The organism is Streptomyces sp. NPDC048197, from assembly GCF_043202395.1.
GTDB classification, from domain to species: domain Bacteria; phylum Actinomycetota; class Actinomycetes; order Streptomycetales; family Streptomycetaceae; genus Streptomyces; species Streptomyces siderophoricus.
This window is the reverse complement of sequence record NZ_JBIDAJ010000025.1, coordinates 1-24301: the sequence shown is the minus strand read 5'-3', so window position 1 is coordinate 24301 and position 24301 is coordinate 1. Positions and strand designations below refer to the sequence as shown.

At 72.8% G+C, this 24301-nt stretch carries 22 protein-coding genes; 6 read left to right on the top strand and 16 right to left on the bottom strand.

The features are described 5' to 3' along the window. The first annotated feature begins 1 nt into the window (after nt 1). Complete coding sequence (locus ACGF4C_RS27720) at nt 2-574, top strand: PPA1309 family protein (protein ID WP_388964348.1); 573 nt, start codon at nt 2-4, stop codon at nt 572-574. 29 nt (nt 575-603) lie between these two features. On the opposite strand, the gene ACGF4C_RS27715 is transcribed toward ACGF4C_RS27720, so the two are convergent. The 4 genes from ACGF4C_RS27715 to ACGF4C_RS27700 all read right to left on the bottom strand — a co-directional run bounded on the left by ACGF4C_RS27715 (nt 604) and on the right by ACGF4C_RS27700 (nt 3942). After that, nucleotides 604-1701 carry a PDZ domain-containing protein gene (locus ACGF4C_RS27715; protein ID WP_393569507.1) on the bottom strand — a complete coding sequence of 366 codons (1098 nt, stop codon included), beginning with the start codon at nt 1699-1701 and terminating at the stop codon, nt 604-606. A gap of 124 nt (nt 1702-1825) precedes the next feature. Beyond that, nucleotides 1826-2017: a hypothetical protein gene (locus ACGF4C_RS27710; RefSeq protein WP_393569505.1), complete on the bottom strand. Its 192-nt coding sequence runs from the start codon at nt 2015-2017 to the stop codon at nt 1826-1828. 180 nt (nt 2018-2197) lie between these two features. Next, nucleotides 2198-2680 carry a molybdenum cofactor biosynthesis protein MoaE gene (locus ACGF4C_RS27705; RefSeq protein WP_393569503.1) on the bottom strand — a complete coding sequence of 161 codons (483 nt, stop codon included), beginning with the start codon at nt 2678-2680 and terminating at the stop codon, nt 2198-2200. Nucleotides 2681-2790: 110 nt separating this feature from the next. Continuing rightward, the gene (locus ACGF4C_RS27700; RefSeq protein ID WP_030413473.1) at nt 2791-3942 is read right to left on the bottom strand and encodes an SDR family oxidoreductase; all 1152 of its coding nucleotides are present in this window, start codon (nt 3940-3942) and stop codon (nt 2791-2793) included. A 192-nt stretch (nt 3943-4134) separates the two neighbouring features. Between ACGF4C_RS27700 and ACGF4C_RS27695 the strand changes: the two genes are divergently transcribed. Next, a complete protein-coding gene (locus ACGF4C_RS27695) occupies nt 4135-5601 on the top strand; it encodes a zinc-dependent metalloprotease (RefSeq protein WP_393569501.1) in 1467 nt (488 codons plus the stop codon). After that, on the top strand, nt 5598-6128 hold the full coding sequence (locus ACGF4C_RS27690; protein WP_393569500.1) for an NUDIX hydrolase: 531 nt from the start codon (nt 5598-5600) through the stop codon (nt 6126-6128). The genes ACGF4C_RS27695 and ACGF4C_RS27690 overlap by 4 nt, the downstream gene beginning before the upstream one ends. A 76-nt stretch (nt 6129-6204) precedes the next feature. Here ACGF4C_RS27690 and ACGF4C_RS27685 read toward each other — a convergent pair whose 3' ends face one another. The 4 genes from ACGF4C_RS27685 to ACGF4C_RS27670 all read right to left on the bottom strand — a co-directional run bounded on the left by ACGF4C_RS27685 (nt 6205) and on the right by ACGF4C_RS27670 (nt 10171). Then, on the bottom strand, nt 6205-6963 hold the full coding sequence (locus tag ACGF4C_RS27685; protein ID WP_030413470.1) for an AIM24 family protein: 759 nt from the start codon (nt 6961-6963) through the stop codon (nt 6205-6207). A gap of 20 nt (nt 6964-6983) precedes the next feature. After that, nucleotides 6984-7667, bottom strand: coding sequence for an AIM24 family protein (locus tag ACGF4C_RS27680; protein ID WP_030806226.1), 684 nt, complete (start codon nt 7665-7667; stop codon nt 6984-6986). Between the two features lie 11 nt (nt 7668-7678). Continuing rightward, nucleotides 7679-9409 (bottom strand): TerD family protein, encoded by a 1731-nt coding sequence (locus ACGF4C_RS27675; protein ID WP_393569499.1) that lies wholly within the window; start codon nt 9407-9409, stop codon nt 7679-7681. 135 nt (nt 9410-9544) lie between these two features. Further along, nucleotides 9545-10171: a M48 family metallopeptidase gene (locus ACGF4C_RS27670; protein WP_393569498.1), complete on the bottom strand. Its 627-nt coding sequence runs from the start codon at nt 10169-10171 to the stop codon at nt 9545-9547. Nucleotides 10172-10363: 192 nt separating this feature from the next. Here ACGF4C_RS27670 and ACGF4C_RS27665 point away from each other — a divergent pair, with 192 nt between their 5' ends. Beyond that, nucleotides 10364-11482 (top strand): ThiF family adenylyltransferase, encoded by a 1119-nt coding sequence (locus ACGF4C_RS27665; RefSeq protein WP_393569615.1) that lies wholly within the window; start codon nt 10364-10366, stop codon nt 11480-11482. A gap of 56 nt (nt 11483-11538) precedes the next feature. Continuing rightward, nucleotides 11539-12987 (top strand): ABC1 kinase family protein, encoded by a 1449-nt coding sequence (locus tag ACGF4C_RS27660; RefSeq protein WP_393569497.1) that lies wholly within the window; start codon nt 11539-11541, stop codon nt 12985-12987. A gap of 18 nt (nt 12988-13005) precedes the next feature. Here ACGF4C_RS27660 and ACGF4C_RS27655 read toward each other — a convergent pair whose 3' ends face one another. The 5 genes from ACGF4C_RS27655 to ACGF4C_RS27635 form a co-directional block, all read right to left on the bottom strand. After that, nucleotides 13006-13206 carry a hypothetical protein gene (locus tag ACGF4C_RS27655; protein ID WP_362141008.1) on the bottom strand — a complete coding sequence of 67 codons (201 nt, stop codon included), beginning with the start codon at nt 13204-13206 and terminating at the stop codon, nt 13006-13008. Nucleotides 13207-13332: 126 nt separating this feature from the next. Further along, entirely contained in the window at nt 13333-13650 is a 318-nt protein-coding gene (locus tag ACGF4C_RS27650) for a hypothetical protein (RefSeq protein WP_030413463.1), read from the bottom strand. Next, nucleotides 13647-14000, bottom strand: a complete 354-nt coding sequence (locus tag ACGF4C_RS27645; protein ID WP_030413462.1) for a WhiB family transcriptional regulator — start codon at nt 13998-14000, stop codon at nt 13647-13649. The genes ACGF4C_RS27650 and ACGF4C_RS27645 overlap by 4 nt, the downstream gene beginning before the upstream one ends. A 116-nt stretch (nt 14001-14116) precedes the next feature. Next, nucleotides 14117-14446 (bottom strand): hypothetical protein, encoded by a 330-nt coding sequence (locus ACGF4C_RS27640; protein ID WP_030413461.1) that lies wholly within the window; start codon nt 14444-14446, stop codon nt 14117-14119. Nucleotides 14447-14591: 145 nt separating this feature from the next. After that, entirely contained in the window at nt 14592-16820 is a 2229-nt protein-coding gene (locus ACGF4C_RS27635) for an ATP-dependent DNA helicase UvrD2 (RefSeq protein WP_393569496.1), read from the bottom strand. A gap of 434 nt (nt 16821-17254) precedes the next feature. Between ACGF4C_RS27635 and ACGF4C_RS27630 the strand changes: the two genes are divergently transcribed. Further along, nucleotides 17255-17500, top strand: a complete 246-nt coding sequence (locus tag ACGF4C_RS27630) for a mycoredoxin (RefSeq protein ID WP_201801654.1) — start codon at nt 17255-17257, stop codon at nt 17498-17500. Between the two features lie 166 nt (nt 17501-17666). Here the strand turns inward: ACGF4C_RS27630 and nudC are convergent, their stop codons facing one another. From nudC to ACGF4C_RS27615, 3 genes are all read right to left on the bottom strand, one after another. Continuing rightward, nucleotides 17667-18602 (bottom strand): NAD(+) diphosphatase, encoded by a 936-nt coding sequence (nudC, locus tag ACGF4C_RS27625; protein ID WP_030417137.1) that lies wholly within the window; start codon nt 18600-18602, stop codon nt 17667-17669. 77 nt (nt 18603-18679) lie between these two features. Continuing rightward, complete coding sequence (locus ACGF4C_RS27620; protein WP_393569495.1) at nt 18680-20086, bottom strand: dipeptidase; 1407 nt, start codon at nt 20084-20086, stop codon at nt 18680-18682. 10 nt (nt 20087-20096) lie between these two features. After that, on the bottom strand, nt 20097-23741 hold the full coding sequence (locus ACGF4C_RS27615; RefSeq protein WP_393569494.1) for a UvrD-helicase domain-containing protein: 3645 nt from the start codon (nt 23739-23741) through the stop codon (nt 20097-20099). Between the last annotated feature and the right edge of the window lie 560 nt (nt 23742-24301).

The following is a 24301-nucleotide window of genomic DNA, read 5'->3' as shown; positions in this document are numbered from 1 at the left end:
GATGTTGAGCATGACTGACTTTCCCGGCTCTCCCGTCGACGGCACCCCCCTCGCCGCCGACCCGCTGACCCGCGCGGTACTCGAAATCGACGAGTACAGCGCCGGGCTCGGCTGGGACCAGCCCGCCCGACTGTTCGCCCTCGTCGACACCGCCAAGCTGCGCGCGCAGGAGCCCTCGCTCGCCGAGCAGCTCGGCATCGACGACACCACCACCGCTTCCCTGACCCCCGTGGAGCAGGACGAGATCCCCGCGGACGTGCCGCTGGACGAGTTCCTCGCCACCATCGCCTGGCCGGACGCCGTCACCGGCTGCGCACTGACCGTGGAACGGCTGATGCTGCCGCCGTCCGCCGAGGACGCCGAGCCCGAGGGCATGGACGAGGCGCAGCTCGCCAAGTGGGTCGCCCGGCACCCGGACCGCGAGGAGGTCCGGATGACGGTGGCCGTGCTGCGCGACGGCCGGCGCGAGTCGGCGCTGCGGCTGCGCGCGAAGGACTCCGCGTCCGAGGTGCTCACCGGCTCGGCGCTGGTGCCCGGCCTGGCCGACGCGCTCGCCGCGACCTTCGAGGGCTGACCCGGCGTCCGGCTCCGGGGCCGGCCGCCCTACGACCGGCCTGCCGGGCTGCAGCTCGGCAGGCCGGCGGTGTCACCCTTGCTGATCTTCTGCAGTGCCTTGACGGCGTCGCCTATCGTGCCGACCTTGACCAGGCGCAGGCCGGCCGGGATGTCCTTGGCGGCGGTGGCGCAGTTGTCCTTGGGCGTCAGGAAGAACTCCGCGCCCTTGTCGCGGGCGCCGACCGTCTTCATCGAAATGCCGCCGATCGGGCCGACCTTGCCGTTGTCGTCGATCGTGCCCGTGCCGGCCACGAAGTGGCCGCCGGTGAGGTTGCCGGGGGTGAGCTTGTCGACGATGCCCAGCGCGAACATCAGCCCGGCGCTCGGCCCGCCGACGTCGGCCAGCTTGACGTCGATGGGGAACGGGAAGATGTGGTCGACGCCGGCCTGGATGCCCACGATCGCCCGGCCGTCGTCCGCCTTCTGCGTCGCGAGGGTGATCTGCCGGGCGCCCCCCGCGGGCTTCTTGCCCTGCTTCTCCGCCGCGGCCGCGTCCTTGGCGGGGATGATCGTGAAGACGACCTTCTCGCCCGGCTTGTGCTTGGTGACGAGCTTGGCGACGTCGCCGGTCTGCTTGACCTCGGTGCCGTCCACGGCCTTGATCACGTCGCCGGCGTGCAGCCGTCCGTCGGCCGGCTTGTCCTTGACGACGGAGGCGACCACGGTCTGGGTGGCGACCGGGACGTGCAGCTGGTTCAGCGCGGCGGTCTTGGCGCTCTCCTGGGACTGGGTGAACTCCTCGGCGTTCTCCTGGTCGGCCTGCTCGGCCGTCTGTCCCTCGGGGTAGAGCGTCTTGTGCGGGACCACGGCGTTGTCGTGGTCGAGCCAGCCGTAGACCGCTTCCAGGAGGTTCATCCGGTAGTCGGGGCCGGTGACGCGGACCGTGGTCATGTTGAGGTGACCGGTCGTCGGGTACGTCTTCCGCTTGGCGATCTGCAGCACCGGTTCGCCGTTGTGCTCACCGAGCGTGTTGACCGTCGGGCCGGGCGACATCTCGGAGTACGGCACGGGGATCAGCACCCCCGCGCAGAGCAGCGCGATCAGCATCAGGGTCGAGGCGAGCAGCGTCGCGGTGCGGCGTGGCATGGAACGACAGTACGGGACGAGTATGACAACCGGCCCGCGGGGCCGTCCGTACGAGGCCGAACACGCGTCCGTACGCGGGCCGGTCGACGCGGCGGCGCTTGCTACTGCGTACGGGTGAGGCGACTCAGGCCGAGTCCGAGGCGGCCGGAGCGGGATCCGGAACGGAATGCTGCTTCTCCATCGCGTCACGGAACCGGGCGTAGCCGGCGAGTTCCGCGACGTCCCCGGTCTTGCGGTTCCGCAGGGCCCAGGTGCTCCACGCCGCGGCGACCAGCCCGGCACCCACCGGAATCAGCAACCAGAGGAGCGCACCCATCAGCGACCTCCCTACCCCTTGCACGACCGCAATCAACGAATAAGCAGATTAACCATCTGCCAGGTCAACGCTCACGCGAGGGGGCGGGTTACGCAACCGGAACCCACGGCACCGCTTCGCCCCCGTGTTCGAGGGCGACCGGACGTCGTACTCCAGGAGACGACCGCTATCTCACGCGCTCTAAGAGGCGCCTACCCATTCTTCGGTTCCATCCACAAACGTCTGGTGTTTCCAGATGGGAACTTCGTGCTTGAGGTCGTCGATCAGCTTGCGGCAGGCGTCGAACGCCTCGCCCCGGTGCGGGCAGGACACCGCGACGACCACCGCCAGGTCCCCGATCCGCAGATCGCCCACCCGGTGCACCGCGGCCAGCGCCCGCACGGGGTGGTCGGCGATCACCTTCTCGGCGATCCGGCGCATCTCCGCCTCGGCGGTCGGGTGCGCGGAGTAGCCCAGGCCGTCGACGTCGGCGCCGTTGTCGTGCGAGCGGACGGTGCCGACGAACAGGGCGGTCCCGCCGGCCGCCGCATCGCCCACGGCGGCGAACACCTCGTCCACGGACAGCGGGGTGTCGCGGATCGCCAGGAGCCGGATCGGGTCCGCCGCAGCGCGCTCACCGGGGTGGTCGCGGCCGGGCGTCGAGGGAGAGGGCGTGCCAGACATACCCCCATCGTGCCGTACCCGGGGAGCGCCGGGGAATGGCCGGATCCGCCGGTCGTCCCGGCACCGGTATGGAGACTCCTCCAGTACGCGGCCCGGTCCGGGCGCCCCGGTCAGATCCGGCGGCGGGCCTTGCGGGCGCGCCGTACCAGTGCGGCGGTGCCGAGCAGGGCGACGGTGGCGCCGGCCGCCCCCGCGGCGGTGGCGTCCTTGCGGCCCAGCCGGCGGCCGGCGACGGTGTGCCGTCCCGCGACCTCCTCGAGGAGCTCGGCGAGCACCTGCTCGTTCGTCCACTGCGGCCGCCAGCCCGCCTCGTGCAGCCGGCTGCCGCTGACCACCCAGGGGTGCATGGTGTACGCGAGGTCCCCGGCGGGCGACGGCGTCAGCCCGATCCGGTGCAGCCGGGCGGCGGCGCCCAGCGCCACGGAGGAGGGCAGCTCCATGCGCCGGATACCGGAGAGCTCCTCGACCTCCTCCTGTTCCAGCCAGCCGTCGCAGCCCACCGCCAGCTCGCCGTCGACCTTCTCCAGCGCGGCGTACTCCAGCGCGCTGACCAGGTCCTCGACGTGGCAGAACTGCCAGGCGGGCCGCGATCCGGCGACGACCAGGAGGCGGGGCGACTCGAAGTACCGGGTCAGCGCGGTGTCGGTGCCGCCGACCAGGACGGCGGGGCGCAGCACGGTGACGTTCAGGCCGGGGTGGGCGCGGGGTGCGCGGCGGGCCAGGTGCTCGATCTCCAGGAGGTCGCCGACGCCGGTGGCGTCCGCCGTGGCCCGCAGTTCGGCGTCCTCGGCCAGGGGCACGTCGTTGTCGGGCAGCGCCCCGTAGACCATGGCCGAGGTGCACAGCACCACCCGGTGGATGCCGGCGGCCGCGGCGGCGGTGAGCACGGTCTGGGTGCCGCGCACGTTGTAGGCGGTGCGGGCGGTGGCGTCGGTCTCCAGGTCGAGGTCGAGCGCGAGGTGGACGACGACGTCCGCGCCGCGCAGTTTGTCCGCGATGGCCGGGTCGCGGACGTCCAGGACGTGCCACTGCGCGTCGGCGATGTCGCCGCGCCGCTCGTCGATCGCCACCACCTCCTTGACCTCGTCGGACGCGACGAGGGCACGGGTGAGCAGCGCGCCGACCCCGGACGCGGCTCCGGTGACGGCGACGACGGGCCGGCGCAGCGGCCGGTCCGCGGCGCCGGCGGGGGCGTCGTCCGTCTTCTCGGTCGGGGCGGCAGCGTTTCGCGCTGCGCGAACGGTCGGATCTGGGGAACTCACCGGGCGTCTCCAGCGGTTGTCTTCAGTGCGGGCGCGTGCTGACGCGGTCGCACCAGGTGGCGTCCATCCTGCCCCAGCCACCGGGACAGCGAAGCACCGAGCCCCGAAGCGGTCCGGGTGTCTACGCTGGAGGTGATGTCGGGCAGCCGCCGTCGGCCACCTGGCCGGCGGCCCTACGAGCCGAGGAAACCCGTGAGTGACACCCCATTCGGATTCGGCCTTCCGCCGGAGGAGCCGGAGGACGGCGACAACGGCAAGCAGAAGGGCGGCCAGGGAGGTAGCCAGGGCCCCGCGAACCCGTTCGGGTTCGGCGGCGGGAGCGGCGGCGCGGACAACCCGTTCGCGGCGCTCTTCGGCGGCATGGGTGGCCCCGGCGGCGAGATGAACCCCGGCGACCTGGGCGCCGCCTTCCAGCGGCTGGGCCAGATGCTCTCCTATGAGGGCGGCCCGGTGAACTGGGACATGGCCAAGGACATCGCGCGGCAGACGGTCGCGCAGGGCGCCGAGGACGGCAGCAAGGACGCGAGCGTCGCACCGGGCGAGCGGAGTGCCGTCGAGGAGGCCGTGCGGCTGGCGGACCTGTGGCTGGACGGCGTGACGTCCCTGCCGTCGGGCTCCGCCTCGGTGGTGGCCTGGAGCCGCGCCGAGTGGGTCGAGGAGACCCTGCCGGTGTGGAAGGACCTGGTCAATCCGCTCGCCGAGCGCGTCGGGTCGGCGATGGGCGAGGTGCTGCCCGGCGAGATGCAGGCCATGGCGGGCCCGCTGCTCGGGATGATGCGCTCCATGGGCGGCGCGATGTTCGGCACCCAGATCGGGCAGGCGCTGGGCGTCCTGGCGAGCGAGGTCGTGGGTTCCACGGACATCGGCCTGCCGCTGGGCCCGGCCGGCAAGGCGGCGCTGCTGCCGAAGAACGCCGCCTCCTTCGGTGAGGGCCTAGGCGTGCCCGAGGAGGAGGTGCGGCTCTACCTGGCCCTTCGGGAGGCCGCCCACCAGCGGCTCTTCGCCCATGTGCCGTGGCTGCGCTCGCATCTCTTCGGAGCCGTCGAGGGCTATGCGCGCGGCATCAAGGTCGACACGACCAAGCTGGAGGACGTGGTCGGGCAGATCGATCCGCAGCACCCCGAGGAGCTGCAGAACGCCCTGCAGCAGGGCATGTTCCAGCCCGAGGACACCCCGGAGCAGAAGGCCGCGCTGGCCCGTCTGGAGACCGCGCTGGCACTCGTCGAGGGCTGGGTGGACGCCGTGGTGCACTCTGCCGCCAAGCCGCATCTGCCGTCCGCGGACAAGCTCCGCGAGACCCTGCGGCGGCGCCGGGCCAGCGGTGGCCCCGCCGAGCAGACGTTCTCCACGCTGATCGGTCTGCAGCTGCGTCCGCGCCGGCTGCGGGACGCCTCGCGGCTGTGGGCGTCGCTGACCGACGCCCGGGGCCTGGACGGCCGGGACGGCCTGTGGGAGCACCCGGACATGCTGCCGACGGCGGCCGACCTCGACGACCCGGACGGGTTCGTCCACCACGAGCAGATGGACTTCTCCGAGCTCGACAAGATGCTCGGCGAGGCCGCCGGCGGTAGTGGGAAGACCGGACCGGGCGCCTCCCCCGAGGAGGGCGACGGCCCGGACGCCGCCCCCGGCGAGGGCAAGGGCGACGGCGACCGGTGAGTCTGCACGCCGAGGCGGCGCGGGTGCTCAAGGAGTGGCCCGCGCCCTCGCCCGACCAGGAGCAGCTGCGGCTGGCCTACCTCGACCATCTCGCCGCCCACCAGGACGGCATGTGGAAGCCCTGCAAGGACGGGCACCTCACCGCGAGTGCGCTGGTGATCGACCCGGCGGGCGGCCGGGTGCTGCTCACGCTGCACCGCAAGCTGGAGATGTGGCTGCAGATGGGCGGCCACTGCGAGCCGGAGGACGCCTCGCTGGCGGACGCGGCGCTGCGTGAGGCCCGGGAGGAGTCCGGGATCGCGCGCGGGCTGACGCTGCTGCCCGGCGGCCCGGTGCGGCTGGACCGCCATCGGACGCCCTGCGCGGTGCATCTGGACGTCCAGTACGCGGCGCTGGCGCCCGAGGGCGCGGTGGCCGCGATCAGCGACGAGTCGCTGGACCTGCGGTGGTTCGGCTACGACGAGGTGCCCGCCGTCGCCGACACCTCGGTGGTGCGCCTGGTGGAGCGCGCCCGCGCACTGCTCTGACGCTCCGTCAACTTCCGGGTGGATCCGGCGCCCGTCCCGTTGGCGGGGCGGGCGCCGGATCCGCGTTCTCCGGGCGTCAGTTGGTGAAGATGTTGCCCTGGTTGGCGCCCCGGGCGCCCTGCTGGCCCATCCCGAACTGGGCGGCCAGGCCCCCGCCGATGACGGCGTTCTGCGGCGGCAGCAGTTCGCTGGGCTGGACCAGCGCGTAGCCCTGCCCGAGGAAGCTCAGCTCCCAGCCCTCGCCGGTGCTGCCGCGCCGCCGCCAGACCCCCGAGGAGTGCGTCTGCGCCTGCATCTGGACGCGCAGCGACGCCGACCAGGCGACCACCGCGTCGGCGTCGGCATTGACGTACTTGTCGGGCGTGACCTGCAGCATCAGCGGCTGGCCGGAGGTCATCAGGGCGACCTTGCCGTGCCCGGTGATGTTGAGCTGGTACTTGCCGGTGCCGGAGATGCCGTACTGGCTGTCGACCGAGACGACCTCCCAGTGGAGGCCGGAATCCAGCGCCAGCACGTAGGCGCTGTCGACGGTCAGCCCGTCGTGGTCGACGTCGACGACGTGCACGTACTGGGCGAGGTTGGCCAGATAGACGGTGCCCTGCCCGGAGACCCGCATCAGGTCGAGGCCCTCGCCGGAGTGGGCGCGGGCCCGCTGCTGGCCGGGCGTGGTGTAGTTGCCGTCGAATTCCAGCAGTCCCTGATAGGCGACCATGCTGCCCTTACGGGCGAGGACGTCGTCGTGGCCCGTCAGGGCGACCCGCAGCAGCTGGCTGTTCTGCAGGGCGTAGCGGTCCTGGGTCTGGGCCTCGGTGAAGGCGAAAAGCGGACTCTGCATGACGTGTTCGGTCCTCCCCCTCAGCCCCGGGCCCGGAGCCGGTCGGTGCTGTCCTCGCTGGGCTGGACGACGACGAACCCCTGGCCGGAGAAGCCGAGTTGGTACGCCTCGCCGCTGCCGCGGCCGATCATCGAGGACGCCTTGAAACTGCGCTTACCCTTCATCTTCAGATGGGTCGACCAGGCGACCAGGGCGTCCGGGTCGACATAGGTCTCGTCCTCACCGCGGCCGCAATCGACGACGACGGGCGTGCCCCGGGAGGTCAGCGCGACCCAGCCGGTGCCGGAGATCCCGACGTTGAACAGGCCCTGGCCGGCGAACTTCGCCATGCCCTTGACGCGCTGCACGCCCCACTGGAGGTGGGCGTCGAAGGCGAGGAGGTTGGTGCCGTTGACGGAGAGCGAGTCGCCGTTGAGGTTGATGCAGACCACGTCGGCGCCGTAGTCGGCCAGATAGAGCAGACCGTCGCCGGAGCACTTCATCAGGGGCGCGCCCTCGCCGGTGAGCCACTGGGAGGCCATCTGGCGGACGGCGGGCGGATTGGGCTCGTACTGGACGAAGCCCTCGTAGGCGATCATCGAGCCGGTGCGGGCGAAGACGTCCTGGCCGCTCTGCATGGCGATCTTCACCATGGAGCTGCCGTGGTTCTCCATCCGGGCGGCGGGCGGGGTCGGGACGTAGCCCGACAGCTGCTGCTGGTTCATGACGGGCTCCCTCAGACCTCGTAGGGCTGGACGACGATGAAATTGCCGGGCGCACCGCGGAACTGGAGGTTCACGGTCTCGCCGGAATGGCCCGGATAGGCGTGCCGGCGCAGGCTCACCTGACTGGAGATGATCACCTGCGAGCCGGCGGACCACGCCACGACGGCGTTGGCGTCGGCGAAGGTGGTCGGGGTGACCGGCAGCACGACGGGGGTGCCGTGGGTGGTGACGACGAGGGTGCCGGTGCCCTGGAACTGCATGGTGAACAGGGCGCCGCCGGGGATGCCGTGGCCCTCGATCCGGCGGACCTCGTACTGCAGCGACTCGTCGAAGGCGAGGACGGACTCGGCGGACACGCAGATCGCCTCGCCCTGCAGCTCGATGGGGTGGACATGGGCGCTGTTCTCCGCGAAGAACACCTGGCCCTGGCCGGTGCAGCGCATCAGCTGCATCTCCTGGCCGGTGGCGTTGCCGACGATCCGGCCGCGGAAGCCGGCGCCCTTGTAGCTGAAGTCGACCTTGCCCTGGTAGAGCACCATGCTGCCCTGGCGGGCGAGCACCGGCTGGCCGTCGATGCCGAGGTCGGCGCGGATCAGCTTGCCGTTCTGCGGCGTCCACCGCTGCCCGGTGGGGGCTTCCTTGTACTTCTCCAGGACGACGCCGAGGCCGGGCCCGCCGCCCTGGGGGACGGCGGGTGCCTGCCCGCCGCCGTACGGGGGCCCCGGCGGCTGGGCGCCCGGCTGACCATAGGGGGCGGGCTGCCCGGGGAACTGGTCCTGGCCGCCGTACGGGGGTCCCGGCGGGGCCGGCTGGTGGCCGGGGAATCCGGCGGGCGGCGGCTGCGGCGGACCGTACGGCTGCTGGCCGGGCGCCGGCTGGCCGTAGGGGGCGGGAGGCGGCGGCGCGGGCACTCCGGGCGGCGGCACCCCGGGGCCGGCGGGCGGGGCGAGCGGCGCGGCGATGGTGGGTGCGTTGTGGACCTGCGGGACCGCGGGCTGCGGGGCCTGCGGCGCGGGTGCCGGCTGCGGGGCGGCCGGGGGCGCGGCGGGGGCTGCGCCCTGGGGCAGGCCGAAGGACGGGGCGGGTTGCTCGGGCACGGGGGCCGCGGCCGGTGCGCCGAAGGACGGCGCCGGGGCGGCGGGCCCGGGCGGCGGGGCGAAGCCGGGCGCCTCCTGCGCCGGTGCGGGCGCCGCGGCCTGCGGTGCCTCCACCTCTTCGGCGACCTCGCCGCCGAAGTTCTTCAGCAGCGCCTCCAGACCGCCGTCGAAGCCCTGGCCGACCGCGGCGAACCGCCACACGTCCTTGAGGTAGAAGTCGCCGAGCATGACGGCGCGTTCGGTACTGAACTCGCTGCCCGAGAAGGAGTAGCGGGCGACCTCCTCGCCGCCGGCCACGATCCGGAGATAACCGGGACCGATCTGGGAGACCTGGCCCGGGCCGTCGAGCGCGGCCGTGAACGACAACTTCCGGATGTGCGACGGAATCTTGTCGAGGGTGACCCGGAAGGACTCGTTGTCGCCGGCCTGCGCGCCGAGCAGCTGGATGGCCTCCTCGGGCGACTTCGGCTGGTTGAAGAAGACGAAATACCGGTCGTCGGAGAGCCGTTCGTCGGCGTCCAGGCCGAAACAGCTGATGTCGAAGGTCAGGCCGGGCCCGCCGATCTGCACGCCGACGTACAGGTCCGTCCCCGCCGTGAGATCACCGATCCTGGCCTTGTGGCCCCGCTGGAATTCCCTGGCCATACGTAACGCCCGTCCCCCGCTCCCGCAGTGAGTCCCTGGGCGGCCAAGGCTAACCGCTGGCGGTGACAGCGGGCGATGCCGGGGCGCGTGCGGAATCGACCCACCGGGGCGACGCGGACATCACCCGCCGGGGCGCTATTCCCGGCGGGCGGCGGGCAGATGCGGCAGCCGGTCGGCCGCGACCACCCCTTCGAGGTAGCCGCGGGCCCGTTCCGTACGGGGATAGGACTCCAGCAGCCGCCAGAACTCCGGACCGTGGCCCGGGACGAGCAGATGCGCGAGCTCGTGCAGCAGGACGTAGTCGATGACGTACTCCGGCATGCCCTGGAGGCGGTGCGACAGGCGGATGCTGCCCTCCGCCGGGGTGCACGACCCCCAGCGGGTGTTCTGGTTGGTCACCCAGCGCACCGACGCCGGCCGGGCCCGGCCGGCGAGGAACTGCTCCGACAGCCGCCCGGCGCGCTCTGCCAGCTCGCGGTCGCCGAGCATCCGCTTGCTCTCCTGGGCGGCGAGCTTGTCCAGCATCACCGTCACCCAGCGCTGCTCCTCGGCCTCGGACATCCGGGCCGGGATCAGCACGACCGTGCGGTCCCCCTCGCGGTACGCGGAGACCGTCCTGCGCCGCCGCGAGCTGCGGCGCACCTCGACGGCGCTGGTGCCCGAGCTGCGGGCCTTCGGGGTCGGGGAAGCCCCGCGCGAGGCGTCAGCGGCGCGGCGCAGGGGCGTCTCCCCGGAGCCGTGGGCGGAAGGGTCGGCGGGCACGCGCCCGACGTTACCCGCTGGCCCGGCGGGAAGTCCCGACCCGCGGTCGGTTCGCCGGCGAACCACTCCATGGCGGGCACGGCTTGTATGACAAATCCTTCCCCGGCCTGTGGATAACTTCGGCCCCCCTCCGCGACAGGGCGCATGCTGAGGGCCGGACGACGAAGGACGGGGGCGGATGACATGCATCCGATGCTCAAGCCCGCGCTGCGGCGCGGCTGGCGGGACAGGGAAACGGTGCGGTTCGGCGTGGCGCCGGCCCATGCGATGGAGCTGGGGCCGCTCGACACGGCCACCGGCAGCTTCCTCACCCTGATCGACGGCACCCGCACCATGCAGCAACTCATCGACGAGGCCGCGTTACTGGACCTCCCGCCGGAGCACGCGCGGGGTGTGGTCGGGCGCCTCGGCGCGGCCGGACTGCTGGAGGCGCCCACCGCGGGCGGCCCGGCGGCCGACGCCGTACGCGCCGACCGGCCCGCCCACGAGCAGCTGCGGGCCGATCTGGCCTCCCTGTCGGTGCAGCACGCGGAGCCGGCCGGCGCCCTGGGGCGGATGGCGGCCCGGCGGGCGGTCCGGACGCGGGTCAAGGGGCTGGGGAAAGTGGGCGCGCTGGTGGCCGCGCAGCTCGCGGCCGCCGGCATCGGGTGGGTCGAGGTGTTCGACGGCGGCAAGGTCGCACCGTGGGACGTGACACCCGGCGGCCTGCCCGCCGAGCGGATCGGCGAACCGCGCAAGGAGGCCGTGGAGCGGCTGGTCCACCACGCCTCTCCGTGGAGCCGCCGGCAGCGGCCGACGGGCGTGCCGGTCAGCGAGTCCGGCGAACCGGGCCTCTCCCTGGTGGTGCTCACCCCGCGCGACGGCCTCGGCGCCTACGCCCCCGACCCCGTCCTGTCCGAGCCGCTGCTGAGCGCCGGCATCCCGCACCTTTACGCAGGCGTGATCGAGGGCACGGGTGTGGTGGGTCCGCTGGTGCTGCCCGGCGGTTCGGCCTGCGCCCGCTGCGACGAACTGCGCCGTACGGACGCCGAACCGGCCTGGCCGCGGCTGCTCGCCCAGTGGCGCTCGGGCCGCGCCGCCCCGGCCGTGCCGGCCTGCGACACCGCGCTGGCCACCACGGTCGCCGGGCTCGCCGCCGTCCAGGCGCTGGCGTTCCTCGACGGGGACCTCCCGCCGTGCACGGGGGCGCGGATGGAGCTGGCGCTGCCGTGTGCGGGCGTGCGCACGGTGCGGATCGAGCCGCATCCGGAGTGCGGCTGCGGGGCTGCCGCTTCGCTGTGTGCGGCAGGCGCCTCGGATCCTCGGCCATGACACGCCACAATGACGGGGTAACCCCGGTTGGGGGACAGTGTGAGTTGGAGGGGCGCATGTCTGATCTTCCCCGCAAGGCGGTCACCCGCACCGCCAAGCTGGCCGCGCTGCCACTGGGGTTCGCCGGCCGCGCCACCTGGGGCCTGGGCAAACGGATCGGTGGCAGATCCGCCGAGATCGTCGGCCGGGAGCTCCAACAGCGCACCGCGGAACAGCTCTTCAAGGTCCTCGGTGAGCTGAAGGGCGGGGCGATGAAGTTCGGGCAGGCGCTGTCCGTGTTCGAGTCGGCCCTCCCCGAGGAGATCGCCGGCCCGTACCGCGCCGCCCTGACGAAGCTTCAGGAAGCCGCGCCGCCGATGCCGACGAGCACGGTCCACGCCGTACTGGCGGAGCGGCTCGGCGAGGACTGGCGGCAGCTCTTCGAGGAGTTCGAGGACAAACCCGCCGCGGCGGCTTCCATCGGCCAGGTGCACCGCGCCGTCTGGCACGACGGCCGCGAGGTGGCCGTCAAGGTGCAGTACCCCGGCGCCGGCAAGGCGCTGCTGTCGGACCTGGCGCAGCTGAGCCGGTTCGCCCGGCTGCTGGGCCCGCTCGTGCCCGGTATGGACATCAAACCGCTGATCACCGAGTTGCGCGACCGGGTCTCGGAGGAGCTGGACTACTCCCTGGAGGCGGACGCCCAGCGGGCCCATGCCGAGGAGTTCGCCGACGACCCGGACGTGGTCGTGCCGGCCGTGGTGCACCAGCGCGACCAGGTACTGGTGACGGAGTGGATGGACGGCATGCCACTGTCCGAGGTGATCGCGGACGGCACGGACGAGCAGCGGGACCGCGCCGGCCAGCTGCTGGCCCGCTTCCTGTTCTCCGGCCCGGCCCGCACCGGGCTGCTGCACGCCGACCCGCACCCGGGCAACTTCCGGCTGCTGGCCGGCGAGACCCCCGACGGGCCGGCCGACGAATGGCGGCTGGGCGTGCTGGACTTCGGCACCGTCGACCGGCTGCCCGACGGACTGCCGGCCACGATCGGCGCCTCGCTGCGGATGACCCTGGACGGCGAGGCGGACGCGGTCTACCAACTGCTCTGCGAGGAGGGCTTCGTCAAGGAGTCCATCGAGCTGGACCCCGACGCGGTGCTGGAGTATCTGCTTCCGATCATCGAGCCCGCGCAGGTCGACGCGTTCACCTTCACCCGCGGCTGGATGCGCCGGCAGGCCGCCCGGGTCGGCGATCCGCGCTCCCCCGCCCACCAGTTGGGCAAGCAGCTCAACCTGCCGCCCGCGTACCTGCTGATCCACCGGGTGACCCTGAGCACCATCGGCGTGCTGTGCCAGCTCGGCGCGACCGTACGGCTGCGGGACGAGCTGGAGGCATGGCTGCCCGGCTTCGTCCCCGAACACGAGCCGGCCGGCAGCGACCTCACCGGCAGCGGCCCCGGCCCGGACGAGGACCCCGCCGGCCCCGGTACGGACATCGACGAGGAGGCCGCCCAAGAGACCACCGCCTGAGCTCCCGCCGGCCGTACCTCACCACCAGCTGGAGTCCAGGCGCCCCTCGATGGCCCGGATGTTCTCCCGGGCACAGCGGTCGCAGAAGTAACGGCGCTCGCCGTTCTCGACGGAACAGGTCCAGGTCGGCGGTGTGTCCTCGGCGACGGCGCCGCAGCCGGCACACCGCGTCTTCCCGTCGGCCAACTCCGCCTCGTGATGCGTCTTCTGGTTCACCATCCGACGATATCCCCGTCAACCACGTGAACCGGGGCGCAACGCACCACGGGGCCCGCCCTGTCGGACGGACCCCGTGGAAGGTGGTGTCAGCGCACCCCTGCCGGACGCGCGGACCTGCCCACCGCCTTACTGCATCACGGCCATGGCCAGCGCACGGCGGGCACGGAGCGACGCGCGCTCGGCACGCCGCTGCATCCGCCGCGCGGCGGCGAGCCGGTGCCCCCTGCGTTCGGACTCGGCCTCCCGCAGGCGTTCATGCATATGCGCACGTGCCAGGGCTTCTGGGATGAGTTGCATGGCGTGGTTCCTGTTCTGACGCGACTCGATCGCGTCGGCGTTCGCGGGGACGGGGGTGTCGGTGAGGATCGGATTCATCGTGTGGTCCTGCTTCTTGGGATCCCGTGTGACGGGACGGTCGATCGTTCCTGCGCCGGTGGTGTTCATGCCGCAACCGGGTTCTTGCGCGGACGGCCACGCGGACGCTTCCGCGGCACCACGACGCCCTGGACGAAGAGCTCGCCACCCCAGACACCCCAGGGCTCACGGCGGTCCTTGGCGCCAGCCAGGCAGGCCTCACGCACCGGACAGGACTGGCACAGCGTCTTGGCGTACTCGACGTCGGCCGGGGACTCCGCGAAGAAGACCTCCGGGTCGTAGGTGCGGCACGGAACAGCGGCGCCGAGGCGGTCGATCTCGTCGTCGAGCTCGGTGAGGGGCAGCAAGGAGTTCTCCTGGGGGTCGGGCGGAGGGATCAGGTCGGTTGCTACGGACGGGGTGTGCGTCTGCAGTTGCACGGTGTGTGTTCCTCGTCTGTGTGGCCCGCTGGTGGCGGGCGCGTGGGGCAAACAAAAGGGCCGCGGATCCCGGTGTGGGTTCCGCGGCCCTGGAAGGTGCCGACCTGATCTGCCGATCAGGCTGGATCTCTCCAGGGTTCGAGGCCGCGGTAGGCCCACATCTCATGCTGCTTCTGGTACTGCTTCCGGGGTTCGGCACCGTTGGCCGCCGCCGCGAAGGCAAAGGCATTCGCCTCGGCCACGACTGCTACTGCCGCAGGTGCCTCGGTCGGTCGCGCGGTGCGCTCACTGCGCGTCAGCACAGCGAGGGACTCGGGGCGCGCGACCTCGGTACCGGAAAGGCGGCCGAAGCCGGACAGACCGGTGCCACGGAGCGAGGAGCCGAGCGTGCAGGTGGCGACGACCGAGCGATCGGTCATTTTGTTCGTCTCGATGAAGCTGATCACTGGGCTCGCCTCCTCTCGGCGTCTCGGTGGAACGGAAAAACCCGCTCCAGGGCGTTCAAGTACAGCACGGATCCATCGGATCTCGGAAAGTTCCGTTGTCTCCGTTGCTCACGAAGGCTATGGGGATGCGCTCCGCGCGCGCAAACTATTTTTCCGACGAGTTTTCCGCGGCGCCTTCGGACCCGTCGTCCGAGGCTCCCGTGAGCTCCTCGCCGGCACAGATCGCCAGCACGTCGCTGCCGTAGCGGTCGAACTTGCGCCGCCCCACACCTGAGATGACCGCGAGCTCCGATTCGGTTCCCGGCACCGCCTCGGCAATGGCCATCAGCGTCTTGTCCGTGAAGATGCAGTACGCCGGCTGCCGGGACCGGGCGGCCTCCTCCGCCCGCCACGCGTGCAGCCGCTCGTACAGCGCCTCGTCGAGCTCCGACGGGCAGTCCTCACACCGCATCAGCTTCATCTCGCCCGCGTCCGTCAACGTCCGGTTGCACACCCGGCAACGGGCCGGACGGCGCTCCCGCGGACGCCGCGGCACCGCAGCCGCCGCCCCGCCGCGCTCCACGCCCCGCAGGACCGCGCCCTGCGCACGACGCCCGGCCACCGCCCCGGAACCGGGCCGCAGCCCGGTCAGGAAGCGGCTGGCACTCCGGGAAGCCCGGCCCCCCGGGGACCGCGCCAGCGACCACGACAGCGCCAGATGACGCCGCGCACGGGTGACGCCCACATAGAGCAGCCGGCGCTCCTCCTCCAGCTGCTCGTCCGTCCGGGCGTACGTGATCGGCATCATGCCCTCGGTCAGCCCCACCAGGAACACGGCGTCCCATTCCAGGCCCTTCGCGGCGTGCAGGGAGGCCAGCGTCACCCCCTCGACCGTCGGCGCGTGCTGCGCATTGGCCCGCTCGTCCAGCTCGGCGACGAAGTCCGCCAACGAGGCCCCGGACCGGGCCCCGGCGAACTCCTCGGCGAGCCGCACCAGGGCCGCCAGCGACTCCCAGCGGTCCCGCACCGCCCCCGAACCGGCCGGCGGCTCGTTCCTCCAGCCCATGTCGCTGAGCACCGCCCGCACCTCCGAGGGCAGATCCAGCGCATCGTCGAGCAGCGCGTCGTTCGCCCCGAAACGGGCGGCGCCGCGCAGCTTGATGCCGGCCTCCCGCACCTCCGGCCGCTGGAAGAACCGCTCGGCACCCCGCAGCTGGTACGGCACGCCGACATCGGCCAGCGCCTGCTCGTAGACCTCCGACTGGGCGTTGACCCGGAACAGCACCGCGATCTCACTGGCCGGCACCCCCGACGCGATCAGGTCCCGGACCCGGCGGGCGGTGCCCTCCGCCTCCGCGGGCTCGTCGGCGTACTCCGTGTACACCGGCTCCGGACCGGGCTCGCGCTGCGAGACCAGCTCCAGACGGTGCTCGGCCGCGCGCCCCTTGGCCTGCGAGAGCAGACCGTTCGCGAGATGCACGACCTGCGGGGTGGAGCGGTAGTCGCGAACCAGCCGGACGACGGTGGCGTGCGGATGGCGGGTGCGGAAGTTCAGGAGGTGGTCGGGGGTGGCGCCGGTGAAGCTGTAGATCGTCTGGCTGGCGTCACCGACCACACACAGACTGTCCCGGTCCCCCAGCCACAGCTCCAGCAGCCGCTGCTGGAGCGGGCTGACGTCCTGGTACTCGTCGACGACGAAGTGCTGGTACTGGGCCCGGACCTGCTCGGCGATGTCGTGCCGGTCCTGCAGCACCCCGACCGTGAGCAACAGCACATCCTCGAAGTCGATGGCGCCCCGGTCCCGCTTGAGCTGCTCGTAGGTGGCGTAGATCTGCCCCGTCTCGGCCGGATCGCGCGGCGCCTCCCGGCCCGCCTTGGCGACCGCGGCCGGATAGTCGGCCGGCACGGTCTGGGTGACCTTGGACCACTCGATCTCGGCCGTGACGTCGCGCAGCTCATTGCGGTCCAGCCGGATCCGGCACCGCGCGCCCGCCTCGGCCACCAGCTGTGCCTTCCGCTCCAGCAGCCGCGGAAGCTCGCCGCCCACCGCCTTCGGCCAGAAGAACTGCAGCTGCCGCAACGCCGCCGAGTGGAACGTCCGGGCCTGGACCCCGCCCGCCCCGAGCTGGCGCAGCCTCCCCCGCATCTCGCCGGCCGCGCGCGCGGTGAACGTGACGGCCAGCACACTCGCGGGCTGCAGGATCCCGGCCCGCACCCCGTACGCGATCCGATGGGTGATCGCCCGCGTCTTGCCCGTACCGGCACCGGCCAGCACACACACCGGACCGTGCAGCGCCGTCGCGACCTCCCGCTGCTCCGGGTCGAGCCCGTCCAGCACCCCGTCGGCCGAGTCCGGGGCCGGCGGGAACAGAGAGGAGTCCGTTGCTGCTGTCACCCCGCCATGCTGCCAGGTCCACCGAGACACCAGGGAAGCCTGTCCACAGCCTCCCGCTCCCTGTCGTACGCATCACCACCGCTGTGGACAGCCGCCGACGCGTGCCGACGATGAGTGCTTTGCTTGAACCAACGCCGGAGAGAGCGTCTGGGTGGGGAGATGGGGGCTGGGGCTCGGGCTCGGTGATGGCGTGAGGGGGTGGCTGCTGCGGGGTGGGTGAGGGGGTGGGGGGTGGGGCGGGGGCCCGGGGGGGACCCCCGAGGAAAGCCCCCGCCGAAGCCCCCCGGGAATTGCCCGCCCCTCCCATGCGTTGTGCCCCATGACCGCGCCGGTGGGCGGTACGAACCGCGCCGAGTGGCCGGTACGAACCGCGCCGAGTGGGCGGTACGAGACAGACGACTGAGACAGACGACTGACGAAGGAGCGCGGGGCGCATGGCGGGCACTGTGACGATGTACAGCACCACCTGGTGCGGTTACTGCCGTCGGCTGAAGAGCCAGATGGACCGTGAGGGAATCGCGTACACCGAGATCAACATCGAGCAGGACCCGGAGTCCGCGGCGTTCGTGGAGAAGGCCAACGACGGCAACCAGACGGTGCCGACCGTGCTCTTCGCCGACGGCACGACGCTGACGAACCCGTCCCTGGCGCAGGTCAAGCAGAAGGTGGGCGTGGCCTGAGGGCCGCGGTGCGGGCCGCCTGAGGCGCCCGCCGCCTCAGGTCCCGGTGAGGGACCGACGTGCACATGCACGTGCATCTGAGGGCCGTCGGCCGGTTCCGTCGAGCAGCGACGGAACCGGCCGGCGGCCCTCTCCGGTACGCGTGAGGCCGGCCCGCCTCACCCCGTCACGGCTTCGGCAGCGGCTTGCCGTACCAGAGCTCGATCAGGCGGGCGGCGATGGAGATGCCGTAGGGCGGCAGGACCTCGCCGGATTCGAAGGCGGCGCGGAGGTCCTCGCGGGAGAACCAGCGGGCCTCTTCGATCTCCTCGCCGTCCACCTGGATCTCGGCGGAGGTGGCGCGGGCCATGAAGCCCAGCATCAGGCTGGACGGGAAGGGCCAGGGCTGGCTGGCCACGTACTCCACGTCCCCGACGACGACGCCGGCCTCCTCGTAGACCTCACGGGCCACCGACTGCTCGATGGACTCCCCCGGCTCGACGAATCCGGCGAGGGTGGAGAAGCGGCCCTCGGGCCAGTGGACCTGGCGGCCGAGCAGGGCGCGGTCCTCCTCGTCGGTGACGAGCATGATCACGGCCGGGTCGGTACGCGGGTAGTGCTCGGCGCCGCAGGCGGGGCAGCGGCGGATGTGGCCGGCGGCGGCGATCACGGTGCGTTCGCCGCAGCGGGAGCAGAAGCGGTGCAGCCGCTGCCAGTTCTCCAGGGCGACGGCGTGGACGAGCAGGCCGGCGTCGCGGGGGGACAGCAGGAGGCCCGCCTCACGCAGCCCGGCCGGGCGCGCGGACTGGTCGATGCGGCCGGGCAGGCTGTCCTTCTGGAGGGCGAAGTAGCTGACGCCCTCGTCGTCGGTGCCGAGGTAGTAGCGGTGGGCCTCGGTCAGCGGCGCCTCGAAGGACGGCGTCATGATCAGTTCGGTGCGGCCGTCGGGGGTGTCGTCGATCAGTGCCTGGCCGCCGGACACCACGAAGACGCGCGTCGTCGGGTGGCTCCAGGCCGCCGCCAGCCATGCCTCGTCGAGACGGTGATGGGCGGAGCGGTCGATGCCGCTCGGCGCGCTGAACGTGATCGGCCGGTCGGCGGTGTGCTCGGTCCAGGTGGTCACTGCTGTTTCCAACTCCCCCTGTGGCGTGGGTGATTGCTGCGTACGGGCGCGGAACGGTGCGGCGGGGCGCGGGGCGGTCAGGTCCGCTGCCAGGTCTCCGCCAGGTCGCCCCACAGGTGGGCGGCGGTTTCGACGCCCTTCATCAGCAGGTCGAGTTCGACCTTTTCGTTCGGCGCGTGCCAGCCGTCGGAGGGGACGGAGATGCCGAGGAAGAGGACGGGGGCGCCGAGGACGTCCTGGAGGTCGGCGGCCGGGCCGGAGCCGCCCTCGCGGGTGAAGCGGATCTTCTGGCCGAACGCGCGTCCCATGGCGCGGACGACGGACTGCAGCGCGGGGTGGTCGAGCGGGGTGAGGCAGGGCCGGGTGGCGCCCCAGAAGGTGATCTCGTGCCGGATGCCGGGCGGGAGCTGTGCGGCGACCCAGTGGCGTACGGCCTGCTGGACGGCGGCCGGGTCCTGGCCGGCGACCAGCCGGAAGGACAGCTTCAGCTGGGCGGTGGACGGCACGATGGTCTTGCCGCCGGGGCCCTGGTAGCCGCCGCCGATGCCGTTGACCTCGGCGGTGGGGCGGGCCCAGAGGCGTTCCAGGGTGGTGGTGCCGGCCTCGCCGAGGGTGGCGTGGGAGTGGGCGGTGCGCAGCCACTCCTCCTCGTCGAAGGGCAGCTCGGCGAAGAGTTCCCGTTCGCGGTCGGTGAGTGCGATCACGCCGTCGTAGAAGCCGGGGACGGCGACCTTGCGGTCGGTGTCGTGGAGGGCGGCGGCCAGCCGGGCGGCCTCGGTGGCGGGGTTGGGCACCGCGCCGCCGAAGGAGCCGGAGTGGATGTCCTGGTCGGGGCCGTAGAGATCGATCTGACAGTCCGTCAGTCCGCGCATGCCGGTGCAGACGGTGGGGGTGTCCCTGGACCACATGCCGGTGTCGGAGACGATCACCGCGTCGCAGGCGAGGCGGTCGGCGTGCTTGCCGATCAGGGCGGGGAAGTTCGGGGAGCCGGACTCCTCCTCGCCCTCGATCAGCAGCTTGAGGTTGACGGCGGGCGCGGTGCGGCCGGTGGCGGCGAGGTGGGCGCGGACGCCGAGGGTGTGGAAGAACACCTGGCCCTTGTCGTCGGCGGCGCCGCGGGCGTACAGCTTGCCGTCGATGACCTGCGGCGCGAAGGGGTCGGTGTGCCAGCCGTCCTCGCGGGCGGCGGGCTGTACGTCGTGGTGGCCGTAGACGAGCACGGTGGGGGCGGACGGGTCGCCGGAGGGCCATTCGGCGAAGACGGCGGGCAGGCCGTCGCCCTCGGTCTCCCAGATCTCGGCGGTCGGGAAGCCGGTGCCGGTGAGCTTGGCGGCGAGCCATTCGGCGCTGCGGCGTACGTCGGGGGCGCGGTCCGGGTCGGCGGACACGGAGGGGATGCGCAGCCACTCGGCGAGGTCGTCGAGGAAGGCGTCGCGGTGGCTGTCGAGGTACGCGCGGACGGCGCTGTCCGGGGTTGTGCTCATACGACCGAGCCTATCGGCCTTCCGGGGGAGGCCGGTCGTCGGTCTCGCCCCGCAGGATGCGTTCGAGTCCGGCGCGGCCGGGGAGGCGGGCGGGCCGGACGATCTCGCCGGTGCGGACGTAGAGGAAGGCGGCACCGACGGCGGACGGGGGCAGGCCGTGGCGTTCGGCCCAGGCGAGGCGGTAGACGGCGAGCTGGAGGGGGTCGGCGTTCTGGGTGCGGCCGGTCTTCCAGTCGATGATCTCGTAGCGGTCGCCGTCGGGGCCGCGCTCCTTGTAGACGGCGTCGATCCGGCCACGGATGACCCGTCCGGCGAGGATCAGCTGGAACGGCGCCTCGACGCGGTAGGGGGTGCGGTGGGCGTAGGGGGTGCGGGCGAACGCCTCCTTGAGGGTTTCCAGGTCGTGTTCGTCGGTGATCCGGTCGGCGTCGGGCCCGTCGTTACCGGGCTCGTCGGCGCCCGGCAGTTCGTCGGGGCCGAGCAGCGGGAGGGCGAGCTCCTCGAAGCGGGACTCGACCCAGGCGTGGAAGCGGGTGCCGCGGCGGGCGCCGGGCTGGGGCGGGCGCGGCATGGGGCGGGCCAGCTCGCGGGCGAAGCCGTCCGGGTCGGCGGCGAGGCGGAGCAGCTGGGTGGCGCTGAGGGCGGCGGGCAGCGGGACCTCGCGGACGGTGGCGCGGGAGCGGCGCAGCTCGTCGGCGAGCGCCTCCAGGTCGCGGTCCCAGGAGCCGAGGATGCGGCGCTCCTCGGGGAGCAGCGGGTGGGGGCCGGTGTGCTCGTCGGTCCCTTCGTCCTGGTGGGCGGGGTCCGGGGTGGTGAGGTCCGGTTCGGTGGTGCGCTGGGCGACGATACGGGGCCGCGGGGGCGCGTCTGCCGCACCGGAAACGTCCTCGAGAACGGCCTCCGGAACGTCCTCGATGCCCGGAACGTCGTCGAACGGGTCCGCCTCAGCGACGGCGAACGGGTCCGGTTCGTTGAACGGGTCGTCCTCGGGCACGCCGTACGGGTCGTCCTCCGGCATGCCGTACGGGTCGTCCGCCCACTCCTCCTCCGGTGGGGCCGGTGGCCACTCCGGGTCGTAGGCGGGGGACGGTGCGGGGACGGCGGGGGAGACAGCGGCGGGTGGCTGCGGGGCCTGGTGGCGGGCGAGGTGGCTGCGGACCGCGGCCGCTGCGGTGCGGCGGCGGGCCAGGGCGGCGGGGTCGAGCGGCAGCGGCCAGGCCTGTTCGGTGGCGGTCTCGGCAAGGGTGGGGTTCTCGGCGCCCTCCTCGGGCGGGTCGGCCCAGTGCTCGATCTCCCCGTGGCCGGCCTCGCAGTGCTCGCGCAGCGCCTCCAGGAAGGCGGACGGGCCGCGCGGCCGCTTCTGGTGCGGGCCCCACCAGTGGCCGGAGCCGAGCAGCAGGGAGCGGGGGCGGGTGAAGGTGACGTAGCCGAGGCGGAGTTCCTCGGTCTGCTGGTGGTGCTTCATCGCCTCCTTGAAGTCCTTGATGCCGCGGGCGGCCCATTCCTCGACGTCGGGGAGGGTGGCGGCGTCGCCGCGGAGGGCGTGCGGCAGGACCTTGGCGCGGCTGGTCCAGGACTCGCGGGACTGTTCGCTGGGGAACTGCTTGGCGACGAGGCCGGGGACGGCGACGACGTCCCATTCGAGGCCCTTGGACTTGTGGGCGGTGAGCACCTTGACGGTGTTGTCGCCGCCGAGCAGGGAGCTGTCGAGGCCCTTCTCGTACTGGACGGCGGTGCGCAGGAAGCCGAGGAAGGCGAGGAGGGTGGCGTCGCCGTCGAGGGATTCGCCGCCCTGTTTGGCGGCGAATCCGGCGGCGACGTCGAGGAAGGTGCCGAGGGTTTCGCGGCGGCGGGCGGCGAGGGCGTGCGGGGACGCGGAGAGTTCGACTTCGAGGCCGGTGGTGGCGAGCACCCGGTGGAGGACGTCCATGAGGGGGTCGCCCAGGGAGCGCCGGAGGTCGCGGAGCTCGGCGGCGAGGTGGGCGAAGCGCACCCGGGCCTCGGCGGAGAACGGCAGGCCGTCGTCGGTGCCGTCGGCCTCCAGGAAGGTGTCGAGGGCGTCGGCGAGGGAGAGGGTCTCGGCGGGGTCGGTGCCTGCGACGGCTTCGGCGAGGCGTTGGGCGGGGTCGTCGGACGGGCCGCCGTGGTGGACGAGGGTGCGGGCGCGGCGCCCGAGGAGGGCGAGGTCGCGGGGGCCGATCCGCCAGCGGGGGCCGATCAGGAGGCGGACGAGGGAGGCGTTGGCTGTCGGGTCCTGGAGCACTTCGCAGACGGCGACGAGGTCGGCGATCTCGGGGAGGTGCAGCAGTCCGGAGAGGCCGACGACCTCGACGGGGATGTCGCGGGCGACCAGTTCGCCCTGGATGTGGGCGAAGTCGCCGGCGGTGCGGCACAGGACGGCGATCTCGCCGGGCGGGGTGCCGGTGCGTACGAGGTGGGCGAGGGAGTCGGCGAGCCAGCGGAGTTCTTCGGCGTGGGTGGGCAGCAGGGCGCAGCGGACGGTGCCGTCGCGTTCGGCGCCGGGGGCGGGGCGGAGCGCTTCGACGCCTTCGTGCATACGGCGGAGCGGGGCGGCGAGGCCGTTGGCGAGGTCGAGGAGGCGGCCGCCGCTGCGGCGGTTCTCGCTGAGGGCGTACCGGTGGGCGGGGGTGCCGTCCGCGAAGGGGAAGTGGGCGGGGAAGTCGTCGAGGTTGGCGACGGAGGCGCCGCGCCAGCCGTAGATGGCCTGGCAGGGGTCGCCGACGGCGGTGACGGCGTGTCCGGTGGGGGTGCCGTTCGCGGCGCCGAAGAGGCCGGAGAGCAGCAGCCGCTGGGCGACGGAGGTGTCCTGGTACTCGTCGAGCAGGACGACCCGGAATTCGTCGCGCAGGATCCGGCCCACCTCGGGGCGGGTGGTGGCGAGGGTCGCGGATTGGGCGATCTGGTCACCGAAGTCGAGCAGATCGCGACGGCGCTTCTCGCTGCGGTAGGCGGCGACGAGGTCGAGGAGCTCCAGCCGGGCGCGGGCGGTGTCGGGGACCTTGCGCAGGTCGGCGTTGGTGAGCTTGACCCCGTCGAGGGCGGCGAGCAGGCCGGTGTCGTAACGGCGGAGCTCGGCCGGGTCCACGAGGTGCTCGGCGAGCTCGGCGTCCAGGGCGAGGAGGTCCTCCACGAGGGAGGGCAGGGAGGTGGTGAGCGCCGGATAGGGGCCGGGGGCGGTGCGCAGGGTGCGGGCGGCGAGCTGGAAGCGGGTGGCGTCGGCGAGCAGCCGGGCGCTGGGTTCCAGGCCGATGCGCAGGCCGTGGTCCTTGAGGAGCTGGCCGGCGAAGGCGTGGTACGTCGAGATGCGCGGCTCGCCGGCGACGGCCTCGGCGCTCCCCGGCACGGGCTCCGGGTCGGTCACCCCGGCCTTGACGAGCGCGGCGCGGACCCGCTCGGCGAGCTCGCCGGCGGCCTTGTTCGTGAACGTCAGCCCGAGGACCTGCTCCGGGGCGACCTGCCCGGTGCCGACCAGCCACACCACCCGCGCGGCCATCACCGTGGTCTTCCCGGACCCGGCCCCGGCCACGATGACCTGCGGCGCGGGCGGCGCGGTGATGCAGGCCGTCTGCTCCGGGGTGAACGGAATCCCGAGCAGCTCCTTGAGCTGCTCGGGGTCGGTGATACGCGGTCTCACGGTTTAGACGGTAGCGGTCCCTTCTGACATCCCACGTACCCGTCTGTCCCGCCGCGGGGCGCTGCGCTTTGCGGCGCCTCCCACGTAGCTGGCTTTCCCGCCGTTCCGCTGCGCTTTGCGGTGCGTCCCACGTAGTTGGCTGTCCCGCCGCGGGGCTCGCTCGCCGTGGCGCTTTGCGGCGCCCCGTACGTAGCTGTCTTTCCCGCCGCGGGTGTTGTTCGCCGTTGCGCCTGCGGCGGGCTGGGTGGGTGTCGGGTGCGGTGCCAGCCCTACAGACTTCGTCCTCCGGTCTGTCCCCTCCCGTGAGGGGATGAAGGGGGGTGGGTGGGGGTGGGCGTGGGGGAGGTCCCGTAGGGGTGGGTCGAACAGATCCCGTAGGGGTCGGGAGGGCCCCTTGCAGGGCCTCAACGCAGTGGGCTGGGGCGGTATTCCGGCGATTCGGCCCACCAGGTGCGTGCTCGACGGCGCGCGCCCCCACTTACCCGCACACTCCCCCAACGGGAGGGGACGGGCCGGAGGGGCCGGTGTTTGGGACGTAAAGCGTCAGCAGTCCCAAACAC